Genomic DNA, 23,034 nt, shown 5'->3' with positions numbered 1-23,034 from the left:
TGAAAGTCTCGGTGATCTGCCGCCAGCAGCTTACCGGGCAAAGTTAGAAAACTCTAGTTTACAGGTGTCTCACTGACGGGGAAGTGGACAAGGCGATATTTGCAATTACAGTGACTAATTGAAGTTCAAATATACATCAAATGTGATCTGGTCTAGACTAATTCACAGAAAAGACATAATAAAGAAACATTATGTGTGAATAATCCATCACCACTTTACTCATCAACAAGAAAAAACTATGAAACTTCAACTATTAAGCATTGCAACGGCAATGATCTCTACATCGGTATTTGCCGACAGTGATATCTATTTAACCAACAACAGCAGTGACATTTTAACTATTTCGGTTGAGCACACAGGCTCTGATCTAATGGAATATGGCGATGAATGGACACAGCATACAACCCAGTTAAAGCCGTATGAGACCAAAATGGTTTTGAGCTTTAACCGTTATTATGGTGCTAAGTCTGGGCATAGCTATCAATTTAAAACCAAAGTGACGAATCAATCTGGTGCGGTTATTAACCTACAGCAGAATATGAAAGGCACTTGGTACGGGTCAACTATTACGCACAGTGCACACTCTCAAGACTTTAACTCGGGCCAGCTTAGCGATAGAAACATTCACCGTTACCAATCAAAATTAGAGCCAATGGCGCAGCCTGGCGAAGTGGCATTCAAAGCCAAAGCCACGGCGCGATATGACGATTTTTACTACACAATCTCACCGAAACAACAAGATGAAGTCGCTACTCCTGCGCCTGAGCAGCTTAAGGTAATGACCTACAATATTTGGGCTTTACCGATTCTAGCGTCTCATATTTCCGATAGAATGGCTTTATTGCCAGATCATGTAAAAGGGTATGATGCGCTGTTATTGCAAGAGGTGTTTGATGCAAAGCGTGAGTCATTCTTACAACAACTTGCTACTGAGTATCCTTATCAAACCAGAATGTTAGATAAGTCGGGCGTTAATATTTATGATGGTGGCGTTATCATTGTCAGCCGCTATCCAATCGTCAATCAAGCGCAATATGTGTTTCCTGACTGTTCGGGAACAGACTGTTTTGCGGATAAAGGCGTGAATTACGCAGAAATTATCAAAAATGGTGAAGCTTACCACTTGTTTGCAACGCACACTGCATCTAGCGATACCGATACAGCGCGTGAACATAGGCAGCGCCAGTTTAAGCAAATTCGTGCCCTAGCGAAGAGTTTAAATATTCCTGCAAACGAAACCGTGGTGTATGGTGGTGACTTTAACGTTAATAAACTTAAGTTTCCAAATGACTATAGCAATATGCTCGCAAACCTAGCCGCATCAGCTCCTGAATATACGGGTTATACAGAGTCGACTTTTGACCCTCGCGTAAATTCATTTTCTAAAAAAGCGGGCGATACAGTCGAATACCTAGACTACATCGTCGTGAGTGATGAGTACAAGGCCGTGGAAAATAATACCAATGAAGTAAAAGTGCCTCGCAGTACCGCACAAAGCGTTTGGGAACATTGGGATCTGTCAGATCACTTCCCAGTCAAAGCTGTGATTAAATAGCTTTGTAGTGATAGGTGTGCTCAATTGTTGTTAATTGGGCCACCGTTTTAGATGCCAAAGTGAAGGCATTACATCCTTGCCTCTCAAATCTACTTATATCTAGGTTAAATAATGAAAAAAGGCACTTTATACTTAATGCTTATTGCGTTAATTGCAGCCATTTTTTTGGTTTTGCAATGCGGTAGTGCAACTAAGGCAGAAAAGAACATACAAACTCAAGTTACGCAACAAATTGAATCCTCAAGGAATATTGAACCAGTAGGTTTTGCGGTCCAAGAGGGCGCAATCCCTAAAGATAGCCGGATGGAGGCGCTGAGTAAAAGCTTTACAGATGCGCAATTAGCCCTGATAAAGCCATTAATTGAATCGTTTTGGCAAGGTTGTCAAAGCCGCTCTGACTGCGATGAGTTATTAGTAGAGTTACAAAACCTGCTAAGTTCAACAAAGTATCAATTACTTGCACAATACCCTGCGAAAATGGAAGAATTTAAACAGCTGTCTGAAAGTGAAGATTTTCAAACCGGTACTGCTGAAAAAGTGATGAGAATTAAAAGCCTGTATCGCCAAGTTTGGGGGGAGCATGCACCCGAGCTGTTTAATCAAGCGTTCGTCTTTTATGATTCTAGAGCAACATTAGATGAATTAACTCAGCTCAGCAAAGGGTTGCAGCAAAGTGACTTTTTAGAGCAAATGGAGTTAATGAGTGAGCAAGGTAAGTTACCGCAAGATAAACATGTACTCTATAGTATGGCTGTTGAAGTGTTAGGCACAGATCTGAGCCCAACGGCGTTATCACATTTAAAAGGTGAGTTGGCACAGCGCTATTTTGATAAGGGCCGTGCTCAGGCGATTTTGGCAAGACAACATCAAGTTATTGAACAACAAAAGCGCGTAAATAACTATCAACAAGCGCTCAAAGAAATACAAGCCCAGCTAAAACAGAGCAGAGAAACAGAATTTGCACATTTGTCAGACGCTCAATGGCAAAGTCAGTATGAAGCGCAAATCAGAGTATTTAGAAAATCATTTTTTCAGGTTGATTGAGCATGACTATGCAGCCTACTTCTTGCTTTAGTAACAGTGGCTGTAGTCATTTAACAGCGATGTGTCGATTGAGCTATTTACTTTTGAAAATGCTGCTGTGTACTGTTGTATGAGCCTTTCATCACTGCCTTGGCTTAAAGCAAAGCCAAGTTTGGAAGGATGTATGCCTTTAACCCTTTTTGCCGCTAATTGCGTGGTCTCTACATTGAGGCTTTTTAAGGTGTTATACATCGAGTGCTCGCCAGCGGCAATAAAATCCACCCGTCCTAATAGCAGCATTTGGATAGCTTGCGCAAAGTCCCCCACCAAGTGGAGGTTGTGGTCTGTGCTATATCCATAGTTTTCTAAGTAACTTTGCATTGAGTCGGCAATGGGTAAAGCGGTGCTGTACGTGTTTGAATCTTGCCAGCGTTCGACATCAAATAGGGTGTTTGCCCGTAAGTGCCAAATACAAAGTTCATCAGTTACATCGAGAAAGCCTATCCAGTGGAAGTGCTGTGCTCTGTTTGTGGTCTTGGCCAAACTGAAAATGAGCGTATTGGGTTCATTCAGCGCAATTTTATAGGCTCTAGCCCACGGGAAAAACTGGGCTTTTTCGTCTCGCCCAAGCTCTTGTTGTAAGCGGTTAAAAATATTTAAGGCGAGACCCGAACCGGGTTCGTTTTTAGACGGCGCGATTTGAAAAGGAGGGAAGTGCTCAGTCACCACACGTAGTGTATTGGCCTGAATAAAGCCAGATAGAGCAAGATTGGCGAATAGAAAAAATAGAAAGTAATAAAATTGCAGCAATAAATGTGCTTTTGCTCTGAACAAAATAGCGACTCCGAATACGGTGAATCTAATTTATATCAAAATTTGCAATGATAACTAAAGCGTTAATTTAAAATAAACGAGATATAAGACGACATACTTCGCTTGGGTATTATGCTGTTTCGCTATGTATTTTTAACGTATTTAAGCGAAGTCAGCTTAAATACGAATGCACAATATCAGAGCTAAAAACACGTTCATTTAAGCAACTGTCAGTCTAAATGATTGATACATCTTACCTATAAGTGTAGGACGAGTTTGTGGGACTTAAAATGTTTTACAGTCACTAAAGAAATCACCGAGTTTAATGCACAAGATAAAGCCCCAGATGCCGTATTACTTCTAGTGATTGATAATGAATTTCTATAAGTCTTCCAATGCTAAACCCGATAGCAAACAGTCACACCATGGTTGCATAATTTGCAATCATGGTGTGGCTCAAACTGGTTGTATTAAGTGTATGATTTTGCTAGCTTTGATTGCGAGTTTAATTTGAAAAATAGATTACAATAAGGACATCTTGAAATGAAATTAAATACCCGTTGGTTAACAGCCATTAGTGCAAGTACCGCTCTGGCAACCTCTTTGGCAAGCGCAGCTCCTCAACTAGGCCAAACAACATTTGAATACAATGCAGGCATGTATATTCAAGAAGAATTTGATGTATTCACAGACGGTTATGTATTTGACCCAGACTATCCAAATAGCGAATTACGCATTCAATTTGACACAAGTAAGTCATATGAGCAAATCGCTTTTTACGATAAAACCGAAACGGCTTACGGCCAGTCGGTTGCGTACAATACACTGGACTCTCGCTGGATTAAGTTTAAAGGAAAGCTATTGTATATGGCTGACGAAACACAAGGCGTAAATAGATTTGATACCATCGCATTTCGTGTGATCAACCCAGCTGGTGAAGTATCACCTTGGGGTGTTGTGAGAGTGAATATTAGCAAGTAGCCACAATAATTGGCGTTAAGCAGCCGCCCGTATGAAGTGGCTGCGTGTTACTAAGTGCCTAGAACGACTAGACAATCACTCAATACTATAGGTATAGCAGATGGTTAACGCTTGTGCCTTACCCTGCAATTTTCATCTATTTGAGGTTCTTTATAATGGATAGCGATTTCACCTTGGCATAATCCTGTTAAAGAAGATGAGCGGTTAGCAATAGACCCACTATTGACGAGTGAGCCAGTGCATTTTGTTCAATGGCAAATACAGCTTTGCTCGTCATAAACGTTCAATTGAGTTCTTTGAAAGCCGCCTAATCTTTTATACCTTTTAACCTCCTCAATTCTTGTTTAACCCCTCTTTAACCGCTCAACTTTTATACTTCGCCCATTCAAACTAAAAAACGGCTGAATTGTGTTTTGCGCGGACTATTTCGCGTTCGGCTCTAAAAAACATCGGATATCGATGAATTCGTTGCTTAGTGGTTGTTTTATTGCATTGTTATCGGGAGTAAATATGAAGTTTAAACTAATAAGTGCAGTGATGTGCGCGACAGCGTTTTGCTGTGTGCTGGTTTACAACAAAGCGCATAGCGTGTCAGACAGTCCAAAAAAAATGCATGAGCAAATTGAACAACCAGCTATAGCTCGCGGAAAACTCCCTCAAGTAGGAGTTGTTAAAGTGAATGCTGAGCGTTATACCGCGCAGGTGACGGGGCTTGGTGAAGTCATGCCTCGTTTTAAATTGAGCCTAACAAGTGATGTAAACGGTAAAGTAGTCACTTTGAGTGAAAAATTTCAATCGGGCCAAATCCTTAAGCAGGGTGATGTACTAGCGAAGGTTGAAGATAGTTTTTATCAAACACAATTAGCACAAGCAAAAGCCCAGGTTGTTCAAGCTGAATTGGAGCTCGAAGAAGAAAAAAGGCAAGGTGAAGTCGCTTATCAAGAGTGGTTGTTAAGTAAAGAGGGTGGCCAAAAAGCGACGCCACTTGTATTGAGAAAACCTCAACTAGCTGCTGCCAAAGCAAACCTTGAGTATGCAAAGCAGGCACTTATGAAAGCTCAGATAGATTTGGATAATACGATCATTAAAGCACCATTTGATGCATTAGTGGTCGAACGTGATATTCAGTTAGGCTCGTACCTGAGCGCAAATTCAAGCATTGGTTTGTTATATGACATAAACAAAGCTGAGATCGAAATTCCGCTTTCCGAGCGTCAATGGCAAGAACTCAACGTAAAAATTAATGGTGAGTTAGAAAAGAACTTATGGCCCGTGGCGATAGAAAAAGCAAACAATAAAGCGCTGCAATGGCAAGGTTATGTAGCCAGAATAGAAAGCCATATAGATGCGCAAACTCGTCAGCGCTCTGTTGTTGTCGTTGTAGACGATCCGCTGTCTCAGGATGACCCTTTGTTTGCAGGCAGTTTTGTTAAAGTAACGCTACAAGGCACACAGGCATCACTTTATAAGTTACCGGCGTCAGCGATCTCTCAATCAGGCGATGTTTGGTTTGTCGACGAAAATAGCCAGTTACAAAAACAAGCAACCGATAGCGTGTTTTCGCAGGGCCAATCTGTTTACGTCAAACCACTTTCAAGCAAGTCGTTACAAATAGTGAAAAAGCCACTGAGTCATTTTAGTGAAGGCACGAAAGTAAACCCAGTTGAAGAGGCGCTTTTATGAGTAACTTAAATAAGCAATCAGGCATTATTGCTTGGTTTGCGCAAAACTCAGTCGCCGCGAATTTGTTATTTATTGCGGTGGTATTGGTTGGTCTTTTATCCGTTAATAATTTACGTAAAGAAGCTTTTCCAAGCCTTGAGCCGGACACAGTCTCCGTGTCTGTTGTATATGATAGTGGTGAGCCTGTACAAGCAGAGCAGGGTGTCGCAATCAAGGTCGAAAATGCATTGCAATCAATCGCTGGTATAAAAAACATTACATCCACCTCAAACGCCAACGGCGCGCATGTCAGTATAGAAATGCAAAGCGGATATGATATTGACGAATTATATCAAGATGTGAAAGCGCAAGTTGATGCGATTAATAATCTGCCTCAGCGAGCGGAACCTGCGGTGGTCACCAAAGCCAAACGGCAAGATCATGTTTTATGGGTGCAGTTATATGGTGATGCAGACAGGCAAAGCCTAAACGAATTGGCAATTCAACTCAAAACGCAGCTACTTGCAAAAAGCGATATTAAAGATGTGCAAATTAAGGCCAAAACGCAATCCATGATCTCTGTAGAGGTTGAAGAGCAAACGTTGCAAGCCTATGGCTTAACACTAAAACAAGTCGCTGATGCCATCAACAAAGAGTCATCTTATGCCATCGGCACAAGCCTGAGACACGAAGACAAATCGGTCAGGCTTAAAGTGTTAGATCAAGCTTTTGAGGTTAGTGATTTTGAGTCAATCGTCGTAAAAAGTTTTGCTTCTGGTGGCCAATTGCTTCTTAAAGACTTAGGTACTGTGCAGCGTATTATTGAGGATAACAGCTTTTCAGTGTCACGTTATAACGGTAAAACCGCCGTTGCATTAGAAATCGTCATGGATGATTACGGTGACGTAGTGAATATGGTAGAGCAAGCCCAAAATGTGGTGAGCCTTTGGCAAAACTCGGGCGTGTTACCAGATAACATAAAGATAGAAAGTTGGCTTGATAAAAGCACCTTGATCACTGAACGCTTATCTTTACTTATTAAAAACGCGCTAACTGGTATTGCATTGGTATTTATCGTGCTGGCCCTGTTTTTGAATGTGCGAGTTGCTCTGTGGGTTGCAATGGGCTTGCCTTTTGTATTCTGTGGCACGCTATTTTTTATGACCGATAACTTTACTGGCCTGACCCTAAATGAAATGACGACATTCGGTTTTATTATGGCATTGGGGATTGTGGTTGACGATGCGGTGGTTGTAGGTGAGAGTATTTACCATACAAGAGCACAGTATGGAGATACTACAGCCAATACCATTTTGGGCACCCAAAAAGTAGCCGCTGCTACCGTATTTGGGGTTTTAACCACGGTTGTTGCATTTGTCGCTTTGAGTAATGTACAGGGTCGCTTAGGTCAGGTATATGCACAATTCGGCACGGTTGTAGCAATTGCGCTATTGCTATCACTCATTGAATCAAAACTAATATTACCTGCTCACTTAACCCATATAAATACCCGTGAGAAAAAGACCATTGGGTGGTGGGGAAAACTGAGCTCAAAAGCTGACAGCGGACTTACATATTTTAATGAGCACATCTATCAAAAAGGATTGGCACAGGCTCTTAAAAATCAAGTTAAGGTGTTCGTGTTATTTTTAGGGCTGATGGTTGCTGTGATTTCATTGCCTTTTAGCGGTCAGGTGAGAGTGGCATTTTTCCCCGAAGTACCAGGAGATACAGTGAGTGCAGATATTACGCTGTACAATGATGCCAGCTTTGGTCAAACCTATGACAACTTACTCATATTAGAGAATTTAGCGATTTTTAGTGATAACTGGTTGCGCAGAAAGTACGGTGAAGGCACCGAAGCGCATGATAGTTATATCACTAGTATTCAGGTGTTAGCTGAGAGCGACACGCAAGGTACTGTCACAATAGAGTTGGCTAAAAACAGTCGTTACAGCGCGTATGAGTTCGCAGATGTGTGGCGCGAATCAGCGGGTACTCTCGAAGGCGCTAAAAAGACTAAAATACTCGCTAAGCGCGGCATGATTGATAATTTCAGAGTGTTACTTAAGTCTTCAAACGATGAAGCTCTGACAGATGCTGGTAATGCGCTGCTTGCAAACATTAAGCATTTAGAGGGCGTGAGTGGTGTTGATCACAACTTAGATTTAGGCGAGCCACAGTATTATTTTGAATTAACCGACTATGGCAGAGCGTTAGGTCTTGATAGCGCTGAATTATCTAAACAAGTGTTACAGAACTTTGGTGGAGATATTGTTCAGCGTTTTCAACGCGGCGAAGACGAAATCAAAGTGCGAGTGCGTTATCCGCAAGAACAAAGGCAAACACTTGCAGACGTTAAGCAAGCCTATATTACAACGCCCAATGGTGTGCGCATGCCTTTGAGCGATGTGGCTACGGTTAACAGTCAATACCAAAGTGCTGAAATAAAACGAACCAATGGCCAACGTTCAGTATTTATCAGTGCCGTGTTAAATAAATCGAAGATAGCACCTCATGAACTAATCACACAGCTACGAAACACAACTTTAGTGGATTTGAAAGCGGATTACCCAGATGTGAACTTTGAGTTTGCTGGTGAGGCTCAGCAGCAACAAGAGACTGGTAGCTCAATGGTTCATATGTTTGTGTTAGCGCTTGTTGCAATATTTGCTTTATTGGCGATCCCTTTAAAGTCTTACTTACAACCGCTAGTGATTATGAGCGCGATACCATTTGGCATAGTTGGCGCAATATTAGGGCATTGGATCAATGGCCTCACGCTTAGTATCTTGTCGCTAAACGGCATTTTGGCACTAAGTGGGGTTGTAGTGAATGACAGTTTGTTACTCGTTAATCGCTATAACCAACTACGACAGGAAGGCAATTTGTCAGTAAAAGAAGCTGTGAGTGTAGCAGCGCATTCGCGACTCAGAGCAATATTACTGACATCTGTCACAACGTTTGCTGGATTATTGCCACTATTAAGTGAAACCTCATTGCAGGCTCAGTTCTTGATACCAGCTGCTGCCGCATTAGGGTATGGCATTTTATTTGCCTCAGTAATTACGTTATTCCTAACGCCAACTCTATTATTAATATTGGAAAACGCAAAAATAGCGATTAAAAACCAGAGTAGATATGGTGTGTTTGGTGCAAAACATAAAATAGTGTCAGGGCAACTAAAGCAATCAAATGGGGTAAATCATGAATAATACGCAGCTGAGTGTTTTACTCGTTGAAGATGATAGAGATCTCGCCGCTACCGTGTTTGATTATTTAGAGTTAGAGAATATTTTTTGTGATCATGCCAGTGATGGCGAGCTTGCGGTGCACTTAATCGAACGTCACCGATATGATGTGATCATTCTTGACATTAATTTACCTAGCTTAGACGGATTGCAAGTGTGTGAGCGAATAAGGCACAAGGGCGTAGATACGCCTGTACTGATGCTTACAGCTAAGGATACCCTAGACGACAAGTTGAATGGATTTGCTAAAGGGGCGGACGATTATTTAATTAAACCTTTCGCAATGGAAGAGCTGATAGTTAGAACACAGGTCCTAGCAAAACGTAAAAGTGGGCAAGTTTCCCGCCTTACCGTTCATGATTTGCACCTTGATGTTAAACAGCGAGAGGCCTATCGAGGAGAGGAGCTTCTCGGCTTATCACCCATTGGTTTAAAAATCGTTGAGCTGCTTATGCGCAACAGTCCGCAAGTTGTTTCACGTAAGAAGATACTGCAATCGGTATGGGCTGATGAACCACCCGATAGTAACAGCTTAAAGGTACATATGTTCCACATTAGAAAACAAATTGACGCTCAGCATGAAGAGAAGCTTGTGCATACCGTTGGTGGGAAAGGTTTTGCAATTAAGAAGTTAAACGACGAATGAAGATACGGCTCAGTTTAAGGTATTACGTGTTGCTTGCAATGCTAGTGACGGGGATCAGCAGTATATTGATTTTGTCTGCGCTCAGTATGCAGTATTTTATCACTGGGATGGATGTCGCAATGCGCGGGGCGATGTATGCTTATGCACAGGAACACGTTGTTCGTGACGGAAAACCGATAAAAAGTCAGCTATATATTGTGGCTTCGCGTTGGCAAGATTTACCCAAGGAAGTAACGGAATATTTAGCTGACGACAATATGCGTTATAACACGCTAAACAAGCATATGATTGGGGGGACATGGTTTACGCCACCATCGGCTGGTTACTTTGCGATGAAGGTACGCAATAGCCGACAAACAGTCTACGTCGCGAGTATTTTTAAGGCCGATGAGCGCATGTTGATGCTATCGCCCGAGGTGCCACACTTTGTGGTGATCACAGCAACCGCAGTTGCTGCGATTGTGGTGTTTGTTCTCGTACTGGTTTTGGTGCTCAGAAAGGTCACCAAACCTGTTGAGCAGTTGCAGCAATGGGCAGGGCGAGTAGATAGCACAAACCTTTCACAGCCAGTACCAGATTTCAGCTTTAACGAGTTAAATACATTAGCGCATATGATCAATGAAAGCGCGAGCAATTTACACAAAAGCGTAGAAAGAGAGCAGCGTTTTTTGGCTTATGCCAGTCACGAGCTCCGCACACCAATAGCCGTTATTCAAAGCAATGCTGAGCTTTTAAAAAAGCTGCTTGAAGGTGACTTTCCGAAGTCTAAGTTTAAGCCAGGAATTGCTCGAATTGAACGTTCGGTATTGACAATGAGCGCTTTGACACAAACATTGTTGTGGTTAAATCGAGACGAGAACAAACGGGAACCTGCCACTGCGCTTAACTTGTCTGAATTGCTGAATGAAATCATGTTAGAGCTACTTTATCTTATACAAGATAGGGAAATTGAAGTGCAGATTGAAAGTGATGACAGCATTGTTCATTTGCCACACATGGCTTCTCGCATTGTATTGAGCAATATTATTCGCAATGCTTATGTTCATACCAATGTAGGACAAGTACAAATACGTCAAGCGGGCAGCCAAGTGACAATCACCAATATCGACCGTGGCCCAATGCTTGAAGCCAACCAGCTTGGTTTTGGACTGGGATTGGAATTGACCCAGCGTTTAACCAATTTGTACGGATGGGGTTATGACATTAGGACCTTGAGCAACGGGCGTAGCGTTAGTATTACGTTCGTATAATGGTGTTAAAAGCGTATGCTATTTATTGCTTCTGTGCTTATGTGTGGAAAATCTTTACGATTGGCATATTTATTATAAAGAGTACTAAACAAGGCGCTTTTTGATAGCTTGTCTAGTTTTGTAATAAAGTTTTTAGCTGTATCTGATTTATGTTTACAGCATGACTGATATTCACGAATTAAGCGGGTGACTGAATATGCTTTGTTTTGTTTTTTGAGTAAAAGGTCGGCTTCAATAAAAAAAGCAACGCCACTCCAGTAAATGCGTTGTTGAGCGCCCAACGACCACATTCGTTCTGCGACATTTCTCAATTTTCCTGGTATTTGTTCGGTTTGGCGCTTTCCTCTATTTAAGCCTGACATAAGTCTTTGTTTAAAGTCATTATGATCAATTATACCGTTCTCAAGCATAATAATGTTTTGCAAATAAGTGGCTAGCCCCTCACTCAGCCAAAAGTCTTGGTGGTCAAATAATGGGTGGTATAGGTGCGAAAGCTCATGATACAAGCTCCAATCTTTAATTAACGATTTTTGAGACGCATAGCGATAAAAGTGGAGGGAAATGCCGTCATACTTACCCCTTTCAACGCTCGCCCAAGGCACCGGTTCTGTTGCAAAATATCTGGGTGCTAAGTTTATAGGAATAATTGCTTGTTTGAGTGGCCCTAGTGTTTTACGAGTCACGCTGACGCCATGTTCAACCCAGTTTTTTATTTTTACCTGCTGTGAAGCGCTTAGGCTTTCTAAATTTTTATACTGTATCTCATTTGCTTGTACAGCTATTTGCGGCGCAAACATCAGGATAAAAAACCACAATAAATCTCTCATCGTCATAACTTTGTGTATTTTTCTTTTTATACGTAGACCGGATTAACATGGAACAATTTCACTTAAAAGCGGCTAAGGATGTGAAATTATATCAAGTGAGTAATTTCTTGGTTTGTGGTGTACTAGGTTATTTATCAATAATAACAAGGACCTAATATGAGTAGATTAACGCAAATAACAATAACTACCGCTTTGCTTATTTCAACTGGCACTGTTGCAAACCCTTTATTAGGCACATGGGAATATGTTGAAGGTAAATATGCAACAGAGGCAGGTTACGTCAGTGCAAAAGCACCGGAGTTAACATCGGTGAAAATCATATCGGATAGCCATTTTAGCTATATTACCCAAAAACAAGGTAAATTCTTATACGCGGGTGGCGGGCCCTACAAACTTGAAAATAATTACTTTATGGAAACTGTCGCATACGGAAACGTTGAGTCTTTGCTTGGTAAAACAATGGCGTTTAGTTATAAGATCGAAGGTAACTTATGGCACCATACTTTGTATGAGAACGGCAAACTGGTTGAATCTGAAATATGGAAAAGAATGAACAAGCGACAAAAATGAAGCACATCGCGTGTGTTGATGACCGGCTACAAATTGTATCTCGCTCGATCCCTGTACCTCAAGAACATGAGGTACTTGTAAAAGTCGCAGCATTCGGCGTCAATCGTGCCGATCTGTTGCAAAAGCAGGGCAAGTACCCGCCACCCAAAGGTGATAGCGATATTCTCGGCTTAGAAGCGGCAGGTACGGTAGTGGATTGCTCCGAAGGCTTAAAGGCGCAATGGTTGGGAAAACGTGTATTTGCTTTAACCGCTGGTGGTGCTTATGCAGAATATGTGTGTATTGACGCTGAGCAACTTATGCATATACCCGATAACGCAAGTTTTACGTCGGCTGCAAGTATTGCAGAGGTATATCTAACTGCTTATGACGCAATTGTGAACAAAGGGTCGCTAGAAAAAGGGCACACGTTGTTGATACATGGTGGTGCTTCTGGGGTTGGTAGTGCGGCTATACGATTGGGGAAATTACTTGGCGCACAAGTTATATCGACACAAAGTAGTGAAGAAAAGTGTCAATATGCGCTTGAACTTGGAGCCGATGTTGCGGTTAATTACAACAACGCATGTTTCACCAATGTTATGCGTGAACAAGGCTTGACGGCTAATGTCATTGTTGATCCAGTTGCCGGAAGTTATGTGAATAAAAATCTTCAAGTTGCCGCAATGGATTGCCATTGTATCTATTTAGCATTATTGGGTGGTCGGCATGCTGACATAGATATGGCGAAACTGTTGGCAAAAAGAGTCTCTATGCATGGTTCAACATTGCGCAATCGAAGCCTAAATTATAAACGACAACTTGTTAAGCGATTCTGGGAAATGATAGGAGAGCGTGTGTTCGATGCCAGTATGTGTGTTCCAATATATCGTATACTCAAGTTTGAACAAGTCGAGCAAGCACATGCAATTTTGCAAAATAATGAGAACTTAGGCAAAGTGGTTGTTGTTATTTAGTAATTAAAATAGCAGAAATCAGATGTTTATGTATAATGTATGCTAAATGCAAAATTAAGAGAATAATATGGCAATCGAGCATAAAACGCGGACGCAGCTTGTTGCAGAAGCGATCAGAGAAAAAATTCTATCTGGTGAGATAAAGGCCGGGGAACCGTTGCGCCAAGCGGCATTAGCAGAAGAACTTAATGTAAGTCGTATTCCTGTTCGAGAAGCTCTGTTACAGCTTGAATCAGAAGGGTTGGTCAATTTCGAGGCCCACAAAGGGGCAACAGCCACGCAACTTAGCGCGGAACAAATTGACGAAATATTTGATTTAAGAGCCTTGTTAGAAGCAGAGTTACTTAGTCACTCAATAAAAAATCTAACACCACGAGATTTACTTGAAGCTGAAGCCATTTTGTATGATCTGGAAGAAGCGACAGAAGCTGGTGACGCGGAGTCGGCAACGGGTAAGCTCAATGCTGAATTCCACGCAAAGTTATATAGTAAGGCAAACCGCCCTCAGACTGCTGAGCTGGTTGAGATGTACAGTAAAAATTCTGAGCGATATGTACGCATGCACATTCTACTTGCGGGTGGTATTAACACGGCACCAGAAGAACACCGCACGTTATTAGAACACTGCAAAAGTAAAGATGCTAAAAAGGCCTGTGAATTCCTGAAACAGCATATTACCGGTGCGAAAAACGATATTAAGCAGTTGCTGATAAAAATGGAACAGAATAATAATTAGAGCGCTCATTAAATTTTAGTATATTTAATATTGTATACAATAATCTATTGCGTTATGTTATGACCATCAATGAGTAATAACATAACGCAATGAATTCTATTTTTACTTCAAGACAGCAAGCGATTAGAAGCAGTTTGCTTCACCATAACTTAGACCAAATGTTAGTTTTTGGTTTCGAAAACATCCGCTACCTTTGCGGTTATAGCGGCAATGCCTCATACCTCATCGTATCAGCTTCACAATTATGTTTAACTACAGATTATCGTTATTTTGAGCGCGCTAAAGCAGAGGCGGTTAATTGCGAAGTGATTTGCAGAGATAGAGATAGCGAATCGTTAGGTGAGTGTATCAAGCGTATTTTACCTAAAGGGCGCACCGGGTTTGATTCTGCATACATAAACGTTTCTATTTGGAGTGAAATAAGCACTCAGCTTCATGGCTTCGACCTGATACCTGTCATGGGCCTTGTTGAGACTGAACGAGCGGTAAAAGATAAGTGGGAAGTTGAGAGCATTAAAAAAGCGGCAGCAATAGCCGACATTGCTTTGGCTGATACGCTCAAACTGGTTAAGGCGGGAATCACAGAAAAAGAGCTGGCTACTGAGCTGGACTACAAAATGAAAACGTTGGGCTCAGATGGAGTGAGTTTTGATACCATTTTGTTATTTGGCGAACGTAGTGCACTGCCACATGGAAAACCATCCAATGTGCCTTTAAATCTGGGTGATTTAATCCTCATTGACTTTGGTGCCGTCGTTAATGGCTATCGCTCAGATATGACGAGAACTTACGTTTTCGGCGAACCAAGCAAAAAACAACAGCAAATTTATGATGCAGTTTTCAATGCACAACATGCATGCTTAGAGTCAGTCAAAGCGGGTTTATCTAGTCGAGAGCTCAATCAAGTAAGCGAAATAATATTGAACGATGCTGGATTTGGCGAGTGGGCGGGTAAGGGGCTTGGCCACGGGCTTGGGTTATTCTTGCATGAAACACCTTTTATCAACGCGAAAAATGATTATGCGCTTCGTGCGGGTAACGTCATTACAATTGAACCTGGTGTGTATTTGCCACAGTTTGGCGGTGTGCGTATTGAAGATGATGTACTTGTCACTGAAAATGGACATGAATGCCTCACTCACGCACCAAAATCATTCGTATTAGCAAGTTAAGGGAGATTTCTGATGCAAATAATCACGCAGCAGCAGGTACATGAACAACTTACTTTTGAATGTTTAATTAAAGCGCTCAAAAAAGGATTTGCCGTACCGTCGGGCACACCACCTAGAAACGTATACTCATTAAGTAATCGAAGTGACTGTCACGACGCGTTTGCCGTTTTACCTGCTTGGAATGAAGAGTTTATCGGCGTTAAGGCATTTACTTACTTTCCAAGTAATGGCCAACATGGATTTAAAAGTCTTTATTCTAAAGTGATGTTGTTTGATAGGGCGCATGGAGAGCCTTTAGCATTAGTTGATGGCACGAGTGTGACGCTATGGCGTACGGCCTGTGTATCAGCTTTGGCTAGTCATTATTTGTCAAACGAGAATGCCAAACATCTGGTGTTTTTTGGCTCGGGTAATTTGGCACCCTATATGATAAAAGCACATTTATCTGTTAGGCGCATCAACAAGGTAACGCTCGTCGCAAGAAACGCACAAAAAGCAAATGAATTAATCGACAAGCTACGCATTGAGCATCCAACTATTGAGTTTGTTAGGGGATACTCAAACGAAGCAACCATCGCCAGCGCCGATATTGTCAGCTGCGCAACAGGTTCAAAATCTCCGTTGTTTGATGGGAATTGGTTAACTGCTGGTACCCATATTGATTTGATCGGAAACCATCACGCTGATTGTCGCGAGTGCGACTCAGTTACAATCTCACGGTCAAATGTGTTTGTCGACAGTAAAGAGAATGTATTAAAAGAGGCAGGTGAATTACTGATCCCAATTTCAGAAGGTGTATTTAACGAGCAAAGTGTCATTGCACAAATGAGCGAAATGCATGAAATGAGTTGGCAGCGTAATGACACGGACATAACCGTGTTCAAGTCGGTCGGTATGGCACTTGGCGACTTATTAGCGTCTTCGCTCGTGTTTAGGCGACTCAACTAATGCGCTCAATCGCTCGCACTTTTCTTAGCGCATGCAAGGCAAGCTGGCAGGCTTGTTCTGCCAAGCCCCAAGTAAGAGCTTGGAGGAAAGTGCGGGTCGAGCGTGTTGAGATTATAGAAATGCCTGCGTTAGGCCGCGCCGAGATCATGTGTTCGAGTGCGATTATTATTGAATACACATTTAACGGACAAAAAATAACACAACAATTGGTCGGTATTCCACACAACTTGGGGGCCAGCCAACCGACCTACATTGATATAGACCCATTAGAGCCGACTTGCTGCAAAGCGACTATAGAGCACAAAGCTAATTTAAAGCGCTTGTGGGTCGTTAGCGTATCCCTAATTATCGTGTGTGGTATCGTCAAAATTCTTTGAATATATGTCAGCAGTTCCTTGCAGAACAGGTGCGTTGGGTTAGGCTATGAGTATTAATGCATAAATTATTGTTACCTGAGTCATCATGTTTAAGTACTTGCTGATCTTGTGTTTACTGCTTTCTAACTCGCTTTATGCTTTAGATGAAGAGTTGCTCTCGCTTAAATTTTGTTTTTCGAGGTGGTGGCCTTATGCCTATGAAGATGAGGGGCAAGCTAAGGGTAAAGAAATTGATTTGTTGCATCAATTGTTAGATAGCTCAAACACTACAATCACTTTTACTGAGTTGCCATTTAGGCGTTGTAAAAATCAACTTTTACAAGGTAATTTTGACTTTATACTCGATGTTGATGAGTCTGATAATTTGCCCATGATACCAATATCAATTTTTCAATGGCATTTAACATTTGCATCAGCCAAACCTGACCTCAAAAACTTGGAGCGCATTACGGCAAAGCAAAACCTTAGGGTTGTTTTTGCGCAAGAGTATGATTATCCGAAGGCCCTGTATAGCAAACTCCAAACGCTTAACGCAATTATTCATCGAGTTTCTTACTACGAAAGAAGCGATGAAGACAGTGAAGCGATCTTTGATATTTTAAAAAATGACGACATTGATGTCATGCTAGTTGATGAAGTTTGGGCTAAGCACGTAATTGAACAACACAATTTGGATATCATATTGTTGGAACAGGCTTTTTATACTGTTCCACTCTTTATTGGTTACAGTGAAAAAACAAACCATGATAAAGTGAAACTATTGACGGATAAAGTATCAACATCTTTGATACAATAATGTGGTTTTATGGTGTTTAGATTAAACACTCACCGTCAAGGATTAAGGAGCGTTTTATGGAATACTTACTCGCCGTTCTATTATTTGCCATTTCATCTTCGGTTACCCCAGGCCCTAACAATGTGCTTGTTATGACTTCCGGTGTTAACTTTGGTGTGCGTAAAAGCTTACCGTTGTTATGCGGGATCTGCATAGGTTTTGGTTTTATGCTATTTGCTGTCGGCATAGGGTTTATGCAGCTTTTTTCGATGTTTCCAAGTTTACACATGGTTATAAAAGTTATGGGTGTTAGCTATTTGCTTTATCTAGCATGGCTGATTGCAAAGTCATCGTCTGAAGTTAATGCTAAAGTTCAAGCGCAACCATTGACATTCATAAATGGTGCTCTGTTTCAATGGGTTAATGGTAAGGCTTGGATTGTGGCATCTGGTGCGGTGGCTGCATTTAGCACTGTAGGTGCAAGTAACTTTGAGCAAAGCATCACAATAGCGCTTATTTTTCTGATGGTGTCATTTCCTTGCGTAGGAATATGGCTGCTGTTTGGTTCGCTTTTGAAACAGTATTTATCAAAACCGACATATCGAAAATTGTTTAATTACACCATGGCTACTTTACTCGTTGCATCTGTTTTACCTGTTGTGCTAGAAATTTTGCATCAAGTTAAGTAGAGAATTTAATGCAAGAACTCATACACACAATTGAAGTTGTAACGCAAACACAGTCCGATTTACCTTTTTCAGTATACCATTCGTTTTATGAACAAAGACTATTAGGTGTACCTGTGGCAAAACCTTTGCTGGTGGTTGTGTTACAGGGCAGTAAGCATTTGGGCGAAAAAGGTCATATAAAGTGCAATGCAGGTGAGTTTGTCTTTTTGTCAGACAGCCCTAAATTGGATATGCGAAACATACCTAATGATGAGGCCTATCATGCGTTATTAATAGAATTCGATAATGACGACTTTGCCGTGTTCAAACATTTAGATCGAGTTCAAGAACCAGTAGATATGTCACAGTCGCACTTTGGTGGACAAGTATCGCATGCTTTGAAAGCTTGTATCACGCAATTTATTGAATGCATAACTTGGGCATCGAAAGATTTACTAACGCATCGAAAAGCGGAAATACTCTTGTTGCTGTATGCTCTCGGTTTCAAACATATTCGATTTATGGCAAAAACAGCAAGTGTTAGCAGCCGCATACATAGAATACTTCAACGAAATAGCTATGCAGATTTAAAGCAATCACAGTTATGCCAAACACTTGCGATGAGCGAATCAACACTTCGCAGAAGGCTGCAAGCAGAAGGGGTGACGTTACAACAGATAAAAGATAGCGCAAGGCTTGGGCAGGGCTTACACCTTCTACAATCGACATGTAGCCCTATTGGTAAAATTGCCAGCCAGTGTGGTTATGGCTCTCAATCACGTTTTACTGAGAAGTTTAAACGCCATTTTGGACTCACGCCTTCGCAGCTAAGAAGTACAAAAATGAAGGAACAAGGCGAAAAACTGGCTGATTTGGTATAACACAAGACCCGTTGAGACTGGCAATATCAACGCACAGAATTAATAACAAAGGTAACAAAAAATGAAATTAATAACCAAGCACTTACTGTTCGTTACTTTACTGAGCCCATTGTTTGGCCAAGCGCTGACTTTAACAAGTGATGACATTACTCAAGGTGAGTTTATGAGTAGTAAACATGAGTTTAAAGGTTTTGGTTGTACCGGTGATAATTTGTCTCCGCATTTACGCTGGAGCGATGTGCCAAAAGGAACTAAAAGCTTTGCGCTTACCGCCTATGATCCAGATGCACCTACCGGTAGTGGCTGGTGGCATTGGCAAGTTGTTGATATTCCTGCATCTGTGTACGAACTAAAAACCGGTGTTGGGGTTGGTACAGCGAATCAATTGCCTAGCGGGTCTAAACAGATAAACAACGACTACGGGCTCGAAAACTTTGGTGGCGCATGTCCGCCAAAAGGGCATGGCGTGCACCGTTATCAATTTACTATTCACGCCTTATCTGTAGAAACATTGTCACTCCCTGAAGCGCCATCATCAGCGTTGGTTGGCTATATGATCAATGCCAATAGTATTTCTTCAACGACGCTAGAAGCATTGTACAAACGAGACTAGCAAATATAAAAGGCACGCTGTGAAGCGTGCCTTGTTGTGAATATTTATATTAGTACCAATCCACAATATCAGTTAATCATTTTGAGGGACTAACCCTGACGATTGCGGTGTTAAAAATTTCTCACTTAAAACAACTAAATAATGAAATTCTTGCCTAGCGATCGACTAGTTTTTTGCCTCAAAATAGACCTCTTAGTTAAGCGGGTTAGTAAAAATTAGAATTTGTACGATAGCTGCACGTAGGCAAAGCGACCTAAATAGTCGTAAGAGCCATCTTCCCCAGATGTACCTGTGGTAAACTTAACAGGCGCTTTGTCAAACAGGTTATCGATACCTAACTTAGCTGAAACACCATTAGAGAAATGATAACCCGCTGTGATATCAGTGATCACATAGCTAGGCCACTGCATGAAGTTAGATGGATTAGGGTTTCTCTCCAATTCATCATCACGGAAACGACTTGTGCGTTCAATGTAACGTGTTTTCCAAGAAGCGAAGAAATCTTGGTATTCATAGTCTACATCGAATGATGCAGCCCACTCGGGTTCAGAGTCAACACCAGCGTACTGTTCAAAGCTATCAAGCTCATCTTGGAACGGGTATGTTTTGCTCTCTAAAAGACGCGTTGCTAATAGTCGGGTTTTGAAGTTACCTACTTGCGTTTTAAAGTCATAGTTAACTTCAAAGTCAACGCCCTCAGCCTCTTGCTTAGAGATATTCAAAACACTATTTTGAATTTGTGTCATCTTGCCTTCGCTATTTCTTGTGATTAGCGCGCAGTATTGGTTATCAATATTATTCGCATCGACACAGCGGTCAACAATTTGTTGTGCAGATATCAGGTCTATTGCATCATCTAGTTCGATATTCCAATAGTCAACCGTTAGGCTTAAGCCTTCAATAAAACCTGGGGTGAAAACCATGCCCACCGTGTAACTAGATGACTGTTCTTCTTTGACATTCTTGTTACCACTTTGAAGACCTTTGATCCTTGACTCATCATATGGCTCGTCAAATCCTGCCGGTACACCTAAAGCCGCACAGTTAGCTTCTCTGTTAGCACGAGCCTGACTTGCAACGTTATTTAAATATTTAACGCGGCAAGGATCATCGATGTCATAGAAGGTTTCACTTGCCGCACCAAATAGCTCGCTGATATTAGGCGCACGGATTGCTTCTGATACCGTCGAGCGGAACCTTAAATCGTCGTAGACTTGCCAGTCGAGCCCTACCTTCCAGCTCGTAACGTCACCAACCGTACTGTAATCTGCATAGCGGGCCGCTAATTCGAGTGTTAAGGTGTCGATTAATGGTAGATCGCCTAGTAATGGTATTGATGTTTCAACAAATGCTTCAGATACATCATATTTACCATAATCTTCACCTAATGCATTGAAGAAAGTGTCGCCAGTTTTAGCGTTATCGTCTTCAGTTGAACGACTCTTTTCCTCTCTATATTCAACCCCGAATGCGGCACCCATTGGACCCGCTGGTAATTCAAATAGGGCAGGGTTTGAGAGTGTAGCGCCAGCGTTTAATTGCTCAATTTTACTCGTACCAACTGACACTGTATTAACGTAATCTATTGACTCTTGGCTAGGACGCGCATAACCCATGATATCCATAGGTATACAGCCATTTGCACGCGCAGTTTCGTCACGACAAACGATATTTCCTTGAGCGTCAGACACTGCGTCTACAGCAAATCTGAAGTTAGGTACTACCAAGTTATTGTGATTAGCACGTTCTAACTCCGTAGTCCCTGAGTTAACGTATACTTCGTAATCCCAGTCATCGGCAACCACACCTTCGATGCCCAATACAAATCGAGTTGTTTCTCTTGTACTGTTCTCGAATCGACGACCAATATCGTCATTAAAGCGGTTGACAGTGATCGATTGCATCGTGTTGCCTTCATCATCAATCACTGTTTGATCCATCAATTGTGCAGTTGATGGGTGTAAATACGCGTTATCCCGTGCAATATTGATCCCAGAACCAAAATAGAAGAAGCTTGGCTGACCCCAATTTTCAGATTCAATTCTTGCGTATTTACCTTCAAAGTACACATTGGTTTCATCATTAATATCGAAGTTGGTTTTAAAGTTTACGATGTGTCTGTCGAAGGTAGGTTGAATGTCTGTAAATTTTCTCAGGTTCATAAATTCACAGTCGGAGCACGAAATACCATCTACTTTATTAGGATCTAATTGTATCGGTCTCGATGAGCCATCAGGGTTGAATGTGTACCAAGTACCGCCAGCGTTAAATGCGCCTGCTTCATTAAGCGCAAAAAGACCGGCATTGTCATATAAAACTTCATCTGGGTTATTTACGTCGTCTGGTCTTGATGGATCTTGCGCAAAGTTAGTCATTTCACGGATTGCATGGTTGGTAAATTTATTATCAAGCGCATTCAATCGGTCTTGTGTTGCAAATTCATAAGAGATACCGAAATTACCTCGTCCATCCATAAAGTCCTGACCAAATGATATGCTTAATTTATCATTTGTATAATCCGAACCTTCGGCTTCACCGTGGGTAGCTGACACTGAAAATCCGTCAATATCGTCTTTTAAGATGAAGTTTACGACACCTGTAACTGCATCGGCACCATATACAGCAGATGCACCACCTGTAATAACCTCTACACGGTCAACCCATGAAGTTGGGATCGTGTTTGTGTCAACAGAAGCTGTACCTGCACTACTGGAAACATGACGTTTACCATTTACAAGAACAAGTGTACGGTCTGTACCCATACCTCTTAAATCTAAAATGTTAAGGCCTGAAGTTCCGATATACCTACCTGAGTTTTGCATACCGAATGTTGGCTTCAAACTCGGCATTTTATTTAAGGCTTCACCAATGTTTAATGCGCCCGTATTGACAAGTTCTTCCCCTGAAACAACGGATACCGGGCTTGGAGCAATGGTGCCCTCTCGTAAGATACGAGAGCCAGTAACTTCAATTTTTTCTACGCCATCATCGTTAGCCAATGCAACTTGTGCTGGTGTGCTTGCTACCGCACCTAGGCATAAAAGTTTAATGGACATGCTAAGAGGCTTGATGTTGTAGATATTCCTAATATTCATATTTAGTCTTTTCCCTATAGTTAACTTTTGAGCATTAACTCAATTTGTACCCGGTTTTATACTAATATGTAAGTTATGTGTTTGTAAATTAGGTTGGTGTAATTTTTTATACGTTATTTCATGTGGTTAAAGTTAAGCTCTTGTGAATATAAAACTTGGCAATATCTTACATACTGTGTAACGCATAATTCGTTGAAGACAAAAAGTTAAAAATGAGGAATAAAACTCAGTGATG

General features: G+C 41.5%; 20 protein-coding genes. 17 read left to right on the top strand and 3 right to left on the bottom strand.

Annotated elements, in window-relative coordinates:
* Positions 1 to 238 precede the first annotated feature (238 nt).
* Positions 239 to 1,555 (top strand): sphingomyelin phosphodiesterase, encoded by a 1,317-nt coding sequence (locus ACW689_RS19715; protein WP_476293934.1) that lies wholly within the window; start codon positions 239 to 241, stop codon positions 1,553 to 1,555.
* 111 nt (positions 1,556 to 1,666) lie between these two features.
* Complete coding sequence (locus tag ACW689_RS19710) at positions 1,667 to 2,599, top strand: hypothetical protein (protein WP_476293932.1); 933 nt, start codon at positions 1,667 to 1,669, stop codon at positions 2,597 to 2,599.
* A gap of 27 nt (positions 2,600 to 2,626) precedes the next feature.
* On the opposite strand, the gene ACW689_RS19705 is transcribed toward ACW689_RS19710, so the two are convergent.
* Entirely contained in the window at positions 2,627 to 3,412 is a 786-nt protein-coding gene (locus ACW689_RS19705) for a substrate-binding periplasmic protein (protein ID WP_476293929.1), read from the bottom strand.
* A 522-nt stretch (positions 3,413 to 3,934) separates the two neighbouring features.
* Between ACW689_RS19705 and ACW689_RS19700 the strand changes: the two genes are divergently transcribed.
* The 5 genes from ACW689_RS19700 to ACW689_RS19680 all read left to right on the top strand — a co-directional run bounded on the left by ACW689_RS19700 (position 3,935) and on the right by ACW689_RS19680 (position 11,181).
* The gene (locus tag ACW689_RS19700) at positions 3,935 to 4,372 is read left to right on the top strand and encodes a hypothetical protein (protein WP_476293927.1); all 438 of its coding nucleotides are present in this window, start codon (positions 3,935 to 3,937) and stop codon (positions 4,370 to 4,372) included.
* Between the two features lie 510 nt (positions 4,373 to 4,882).
* Positions 4,883 to 6,055, top strand: coding sequence for an efflux RND transporter periplasmic adaptor subunit (locus ACW689_RS19695; protein ID WP_476293925.1), 1,173 nt, complete (start codon positions 4,883 to 4,885; stop codon positions 6,053 to 6,055).
* On the top strand, positions 6,052 to 9,249 hold the full coding sequence (locus ACW689_RS19690) for an efflux RND transporter permease subunit (protein WP_476293923.1): 3,198 nt from the start codon (positions 6,052 to 6,054) through the stop codon (positions 9,247 to 9,249). Before ACW689_RS19695 ends, ACW689_RS19690 begins: the two co-directional genes overlap by 4 nt.
* Complete coding sequence (locus ACW689_RS19685) at positions 9,242 to 9,931, top strand: response regulator transcription factor (protein ID WP_476293921.1); 690 nt, start codon at positions 9,242 to 9,244, stop codon at positions 9,929 to 9,931. The genes ACW689_RS19690 and ACW689_RS19685 overlap by 8 nt, the downstream gene beginning before the upstream one ends.
* Entirely contained in the window at positions 9,928 to 11,181 is a 1,254-nt protein-coding gene (locus ACW689_RS19680; RefSeq protein WP_476293919.1) for a sensor histidine kinase, read from the top strand. Before ACW689_RS19685 ends, ACW689_RS19680 begins: the two co-directional genes overlap by 4 nt.
* Positions 11,182 to 11,186: 5 nt before the next feature.
* Here ACW689_RS19680 and ACW689_RS19675 read toward each other — a convergent pair whose 3' ends face one another.
* The gene (locus ACW689_RS19675; protein WP_476293917.1) at positions 11,187 to 12,008 is read right to left on the bottom strand and encodes a M61 family metallopeptidase; all 822 of its coding nucleotides are present in this window, start codon (positions 12,006 to 12,008) and stop codon (positions 11,187 to 11,189) included.
* Between the two features lie 156 nt (positions 12,009 to 12,164).
* On the opposite strand from ACW689_RS19675, the gene ACW689_RS19670 reads away from it, so the two are divergent.
* From ACW689_RS19670 to ACW689_RS19625, 10 genes are all read left to right on the top strand, one after another.
* A complete protein-coding gene (locus tag ACW689_RS19670) occupies positions 12,165 to 12,578 on the top strand; it encodes a hypothetical protein (RefSeq protein ID WP_476293915.1) in 414 nt (137 codons plus the stop codon).
* Positions 12,575 to 13,534, top strand: coding sequence for an NAD(P)H-quinone oxidoreductase (locus ACW689_RS19665; protein ID WP_476293940.1), 960 nt, complete (start codon positions 12,575 to 12,577; stop codon positions 13,532 to 13,534). The genes ACW689_RS19670 and ACW689_RS19665 overlap by 4 nt, the downstream gene beginning before the upstream one ends.
* A gap of 67 nt (positions 13,535 to 13,601) precedes the next feature.
* Positions 13,602 to 14,270 (top strand): GntR family transcriptional regulator, encoded by a 669-nt coding sequence (locus ACW689_RS19660; protein WP_476293913.1) that lies wholly within the window; start codon positions 13,602 to 13,604, stop codon positions 14,268 to 14,270.
* 89 nt (positions 14,271 to 14,359) lie between these two features.
* Positions 14,360 to 15,442: a M24 family metallopeptidase gene (locus ACW689_RS19655; RefSeq protein WP_476293911.1), complete on the top strand. Its 1,083-nt coding sequence runs from the start codon at positions 14,360 to 14,362 to the stop codon at positions 15,440 to 15,442.
* A gap of 12 nt (positions 15,443 to 15,454) precedes the next feature.
* On the top strand, positions 15,455 to 16,390 hold the full coding sequence (lhpI, locus tag ACW689_RS19650) for a bifunctional Delta(1)-pyrroline-2-carboxylate/Delta(1)-piperideine-2-carboxylate reductase (RefSeq protein WP_476293909.1): 936 nt from the start codon (positions 15,455 to 15,457) through the stop codon (positions 16,388 to 16,390).
* Entirely contained in the window at positions 16,390 to 16,767 is a 378-nt protein-coding gene (locus ACW689_RS19645; RefSeq protein ID WP_476293907.1) for a hypothetical protein, read from the top strand. Before lhpI ends, ACW689_RS19645 begins: the two co-directional genes overlap by 1 nt.
* Positions 16,768 to 16,852: 85 nt before the next feature.
* Positions 16,853 to 17,563, top strand: coding sequence for a hypothetical protein (locus tag ACW689_RS19640; RefSeq protein ID WP_476293905.1), 711 nt, complete (start codon positions 16,853 to 16,855; stop codon positions 17,561 to 17,563).
* A gap of 56 nt (positions 17,564 to 17,619) precedes the next feature.
* Positions 17,620 to 18,231: a LysE family translocator gene (locus ACW689_RS19635; protein WP_476293903.1), complete on the top strand. Its 612-nt coding sequence runs from the start codon at positions 17,620 to 17,622 to the stop codon at positions 18,229 to 18,231.
* A gap of 8 nt (positions 18,232 to 18,239) precedes the next feature.
* On the top strand, positions 18,240 to 19,091 hold the full coding sequence (locus ACW689_RS19630) for a helix-turn-helix transcriptional regulator (protein WP_476293901.1): 852 nt from the start codon (positions 18,240 to 18,242) through the stop codon (positions 19,089 to 19,091).
* Between the two features lie 61 nt (positions 19,092 to 19,152).
* Positions 19,153 to 19,704, top strand: coding sequence for a YbhB/YbcL family Raf kinase inhibitor-like protein (locus tag ACW689_RS19625; protein WP_476293899.1), 552 nt, complete (start codon positions 19,153 to 19,155; stop codon positions 19,702 to 19,704).
* Between the two features lie 215 nt (positions 19,705 to 19,919).
* Here the strand turns inward: ACW689_RS19625 and ACW689_RS19620 are convergent, their stop codons facing one another.
* Positions 19,920 to 22,775, bottom strand: coding sequence for a TonB-dependent receptor plug domain-containing protein (locus tag ACW689_RS19620; RefSeq protein ID WP_476293938.1), 2,856 nt, complete (start codon positions 22,773 to 22,775; stop codon positions 19,920 to 19,922).
* Positions 22,776 to 23,034: the final 259 nt, after the last annotated feature.

The sequence above is a fragment of the Pseudoalteromonas sp. ABE4_541 genome (assembly GCF_056312285.1).
The sequence above is the reverse complement of the archived record's forward strand: the minus strand, read 5'-3'. Positions and strand labels throughout refer to the sequence as shown.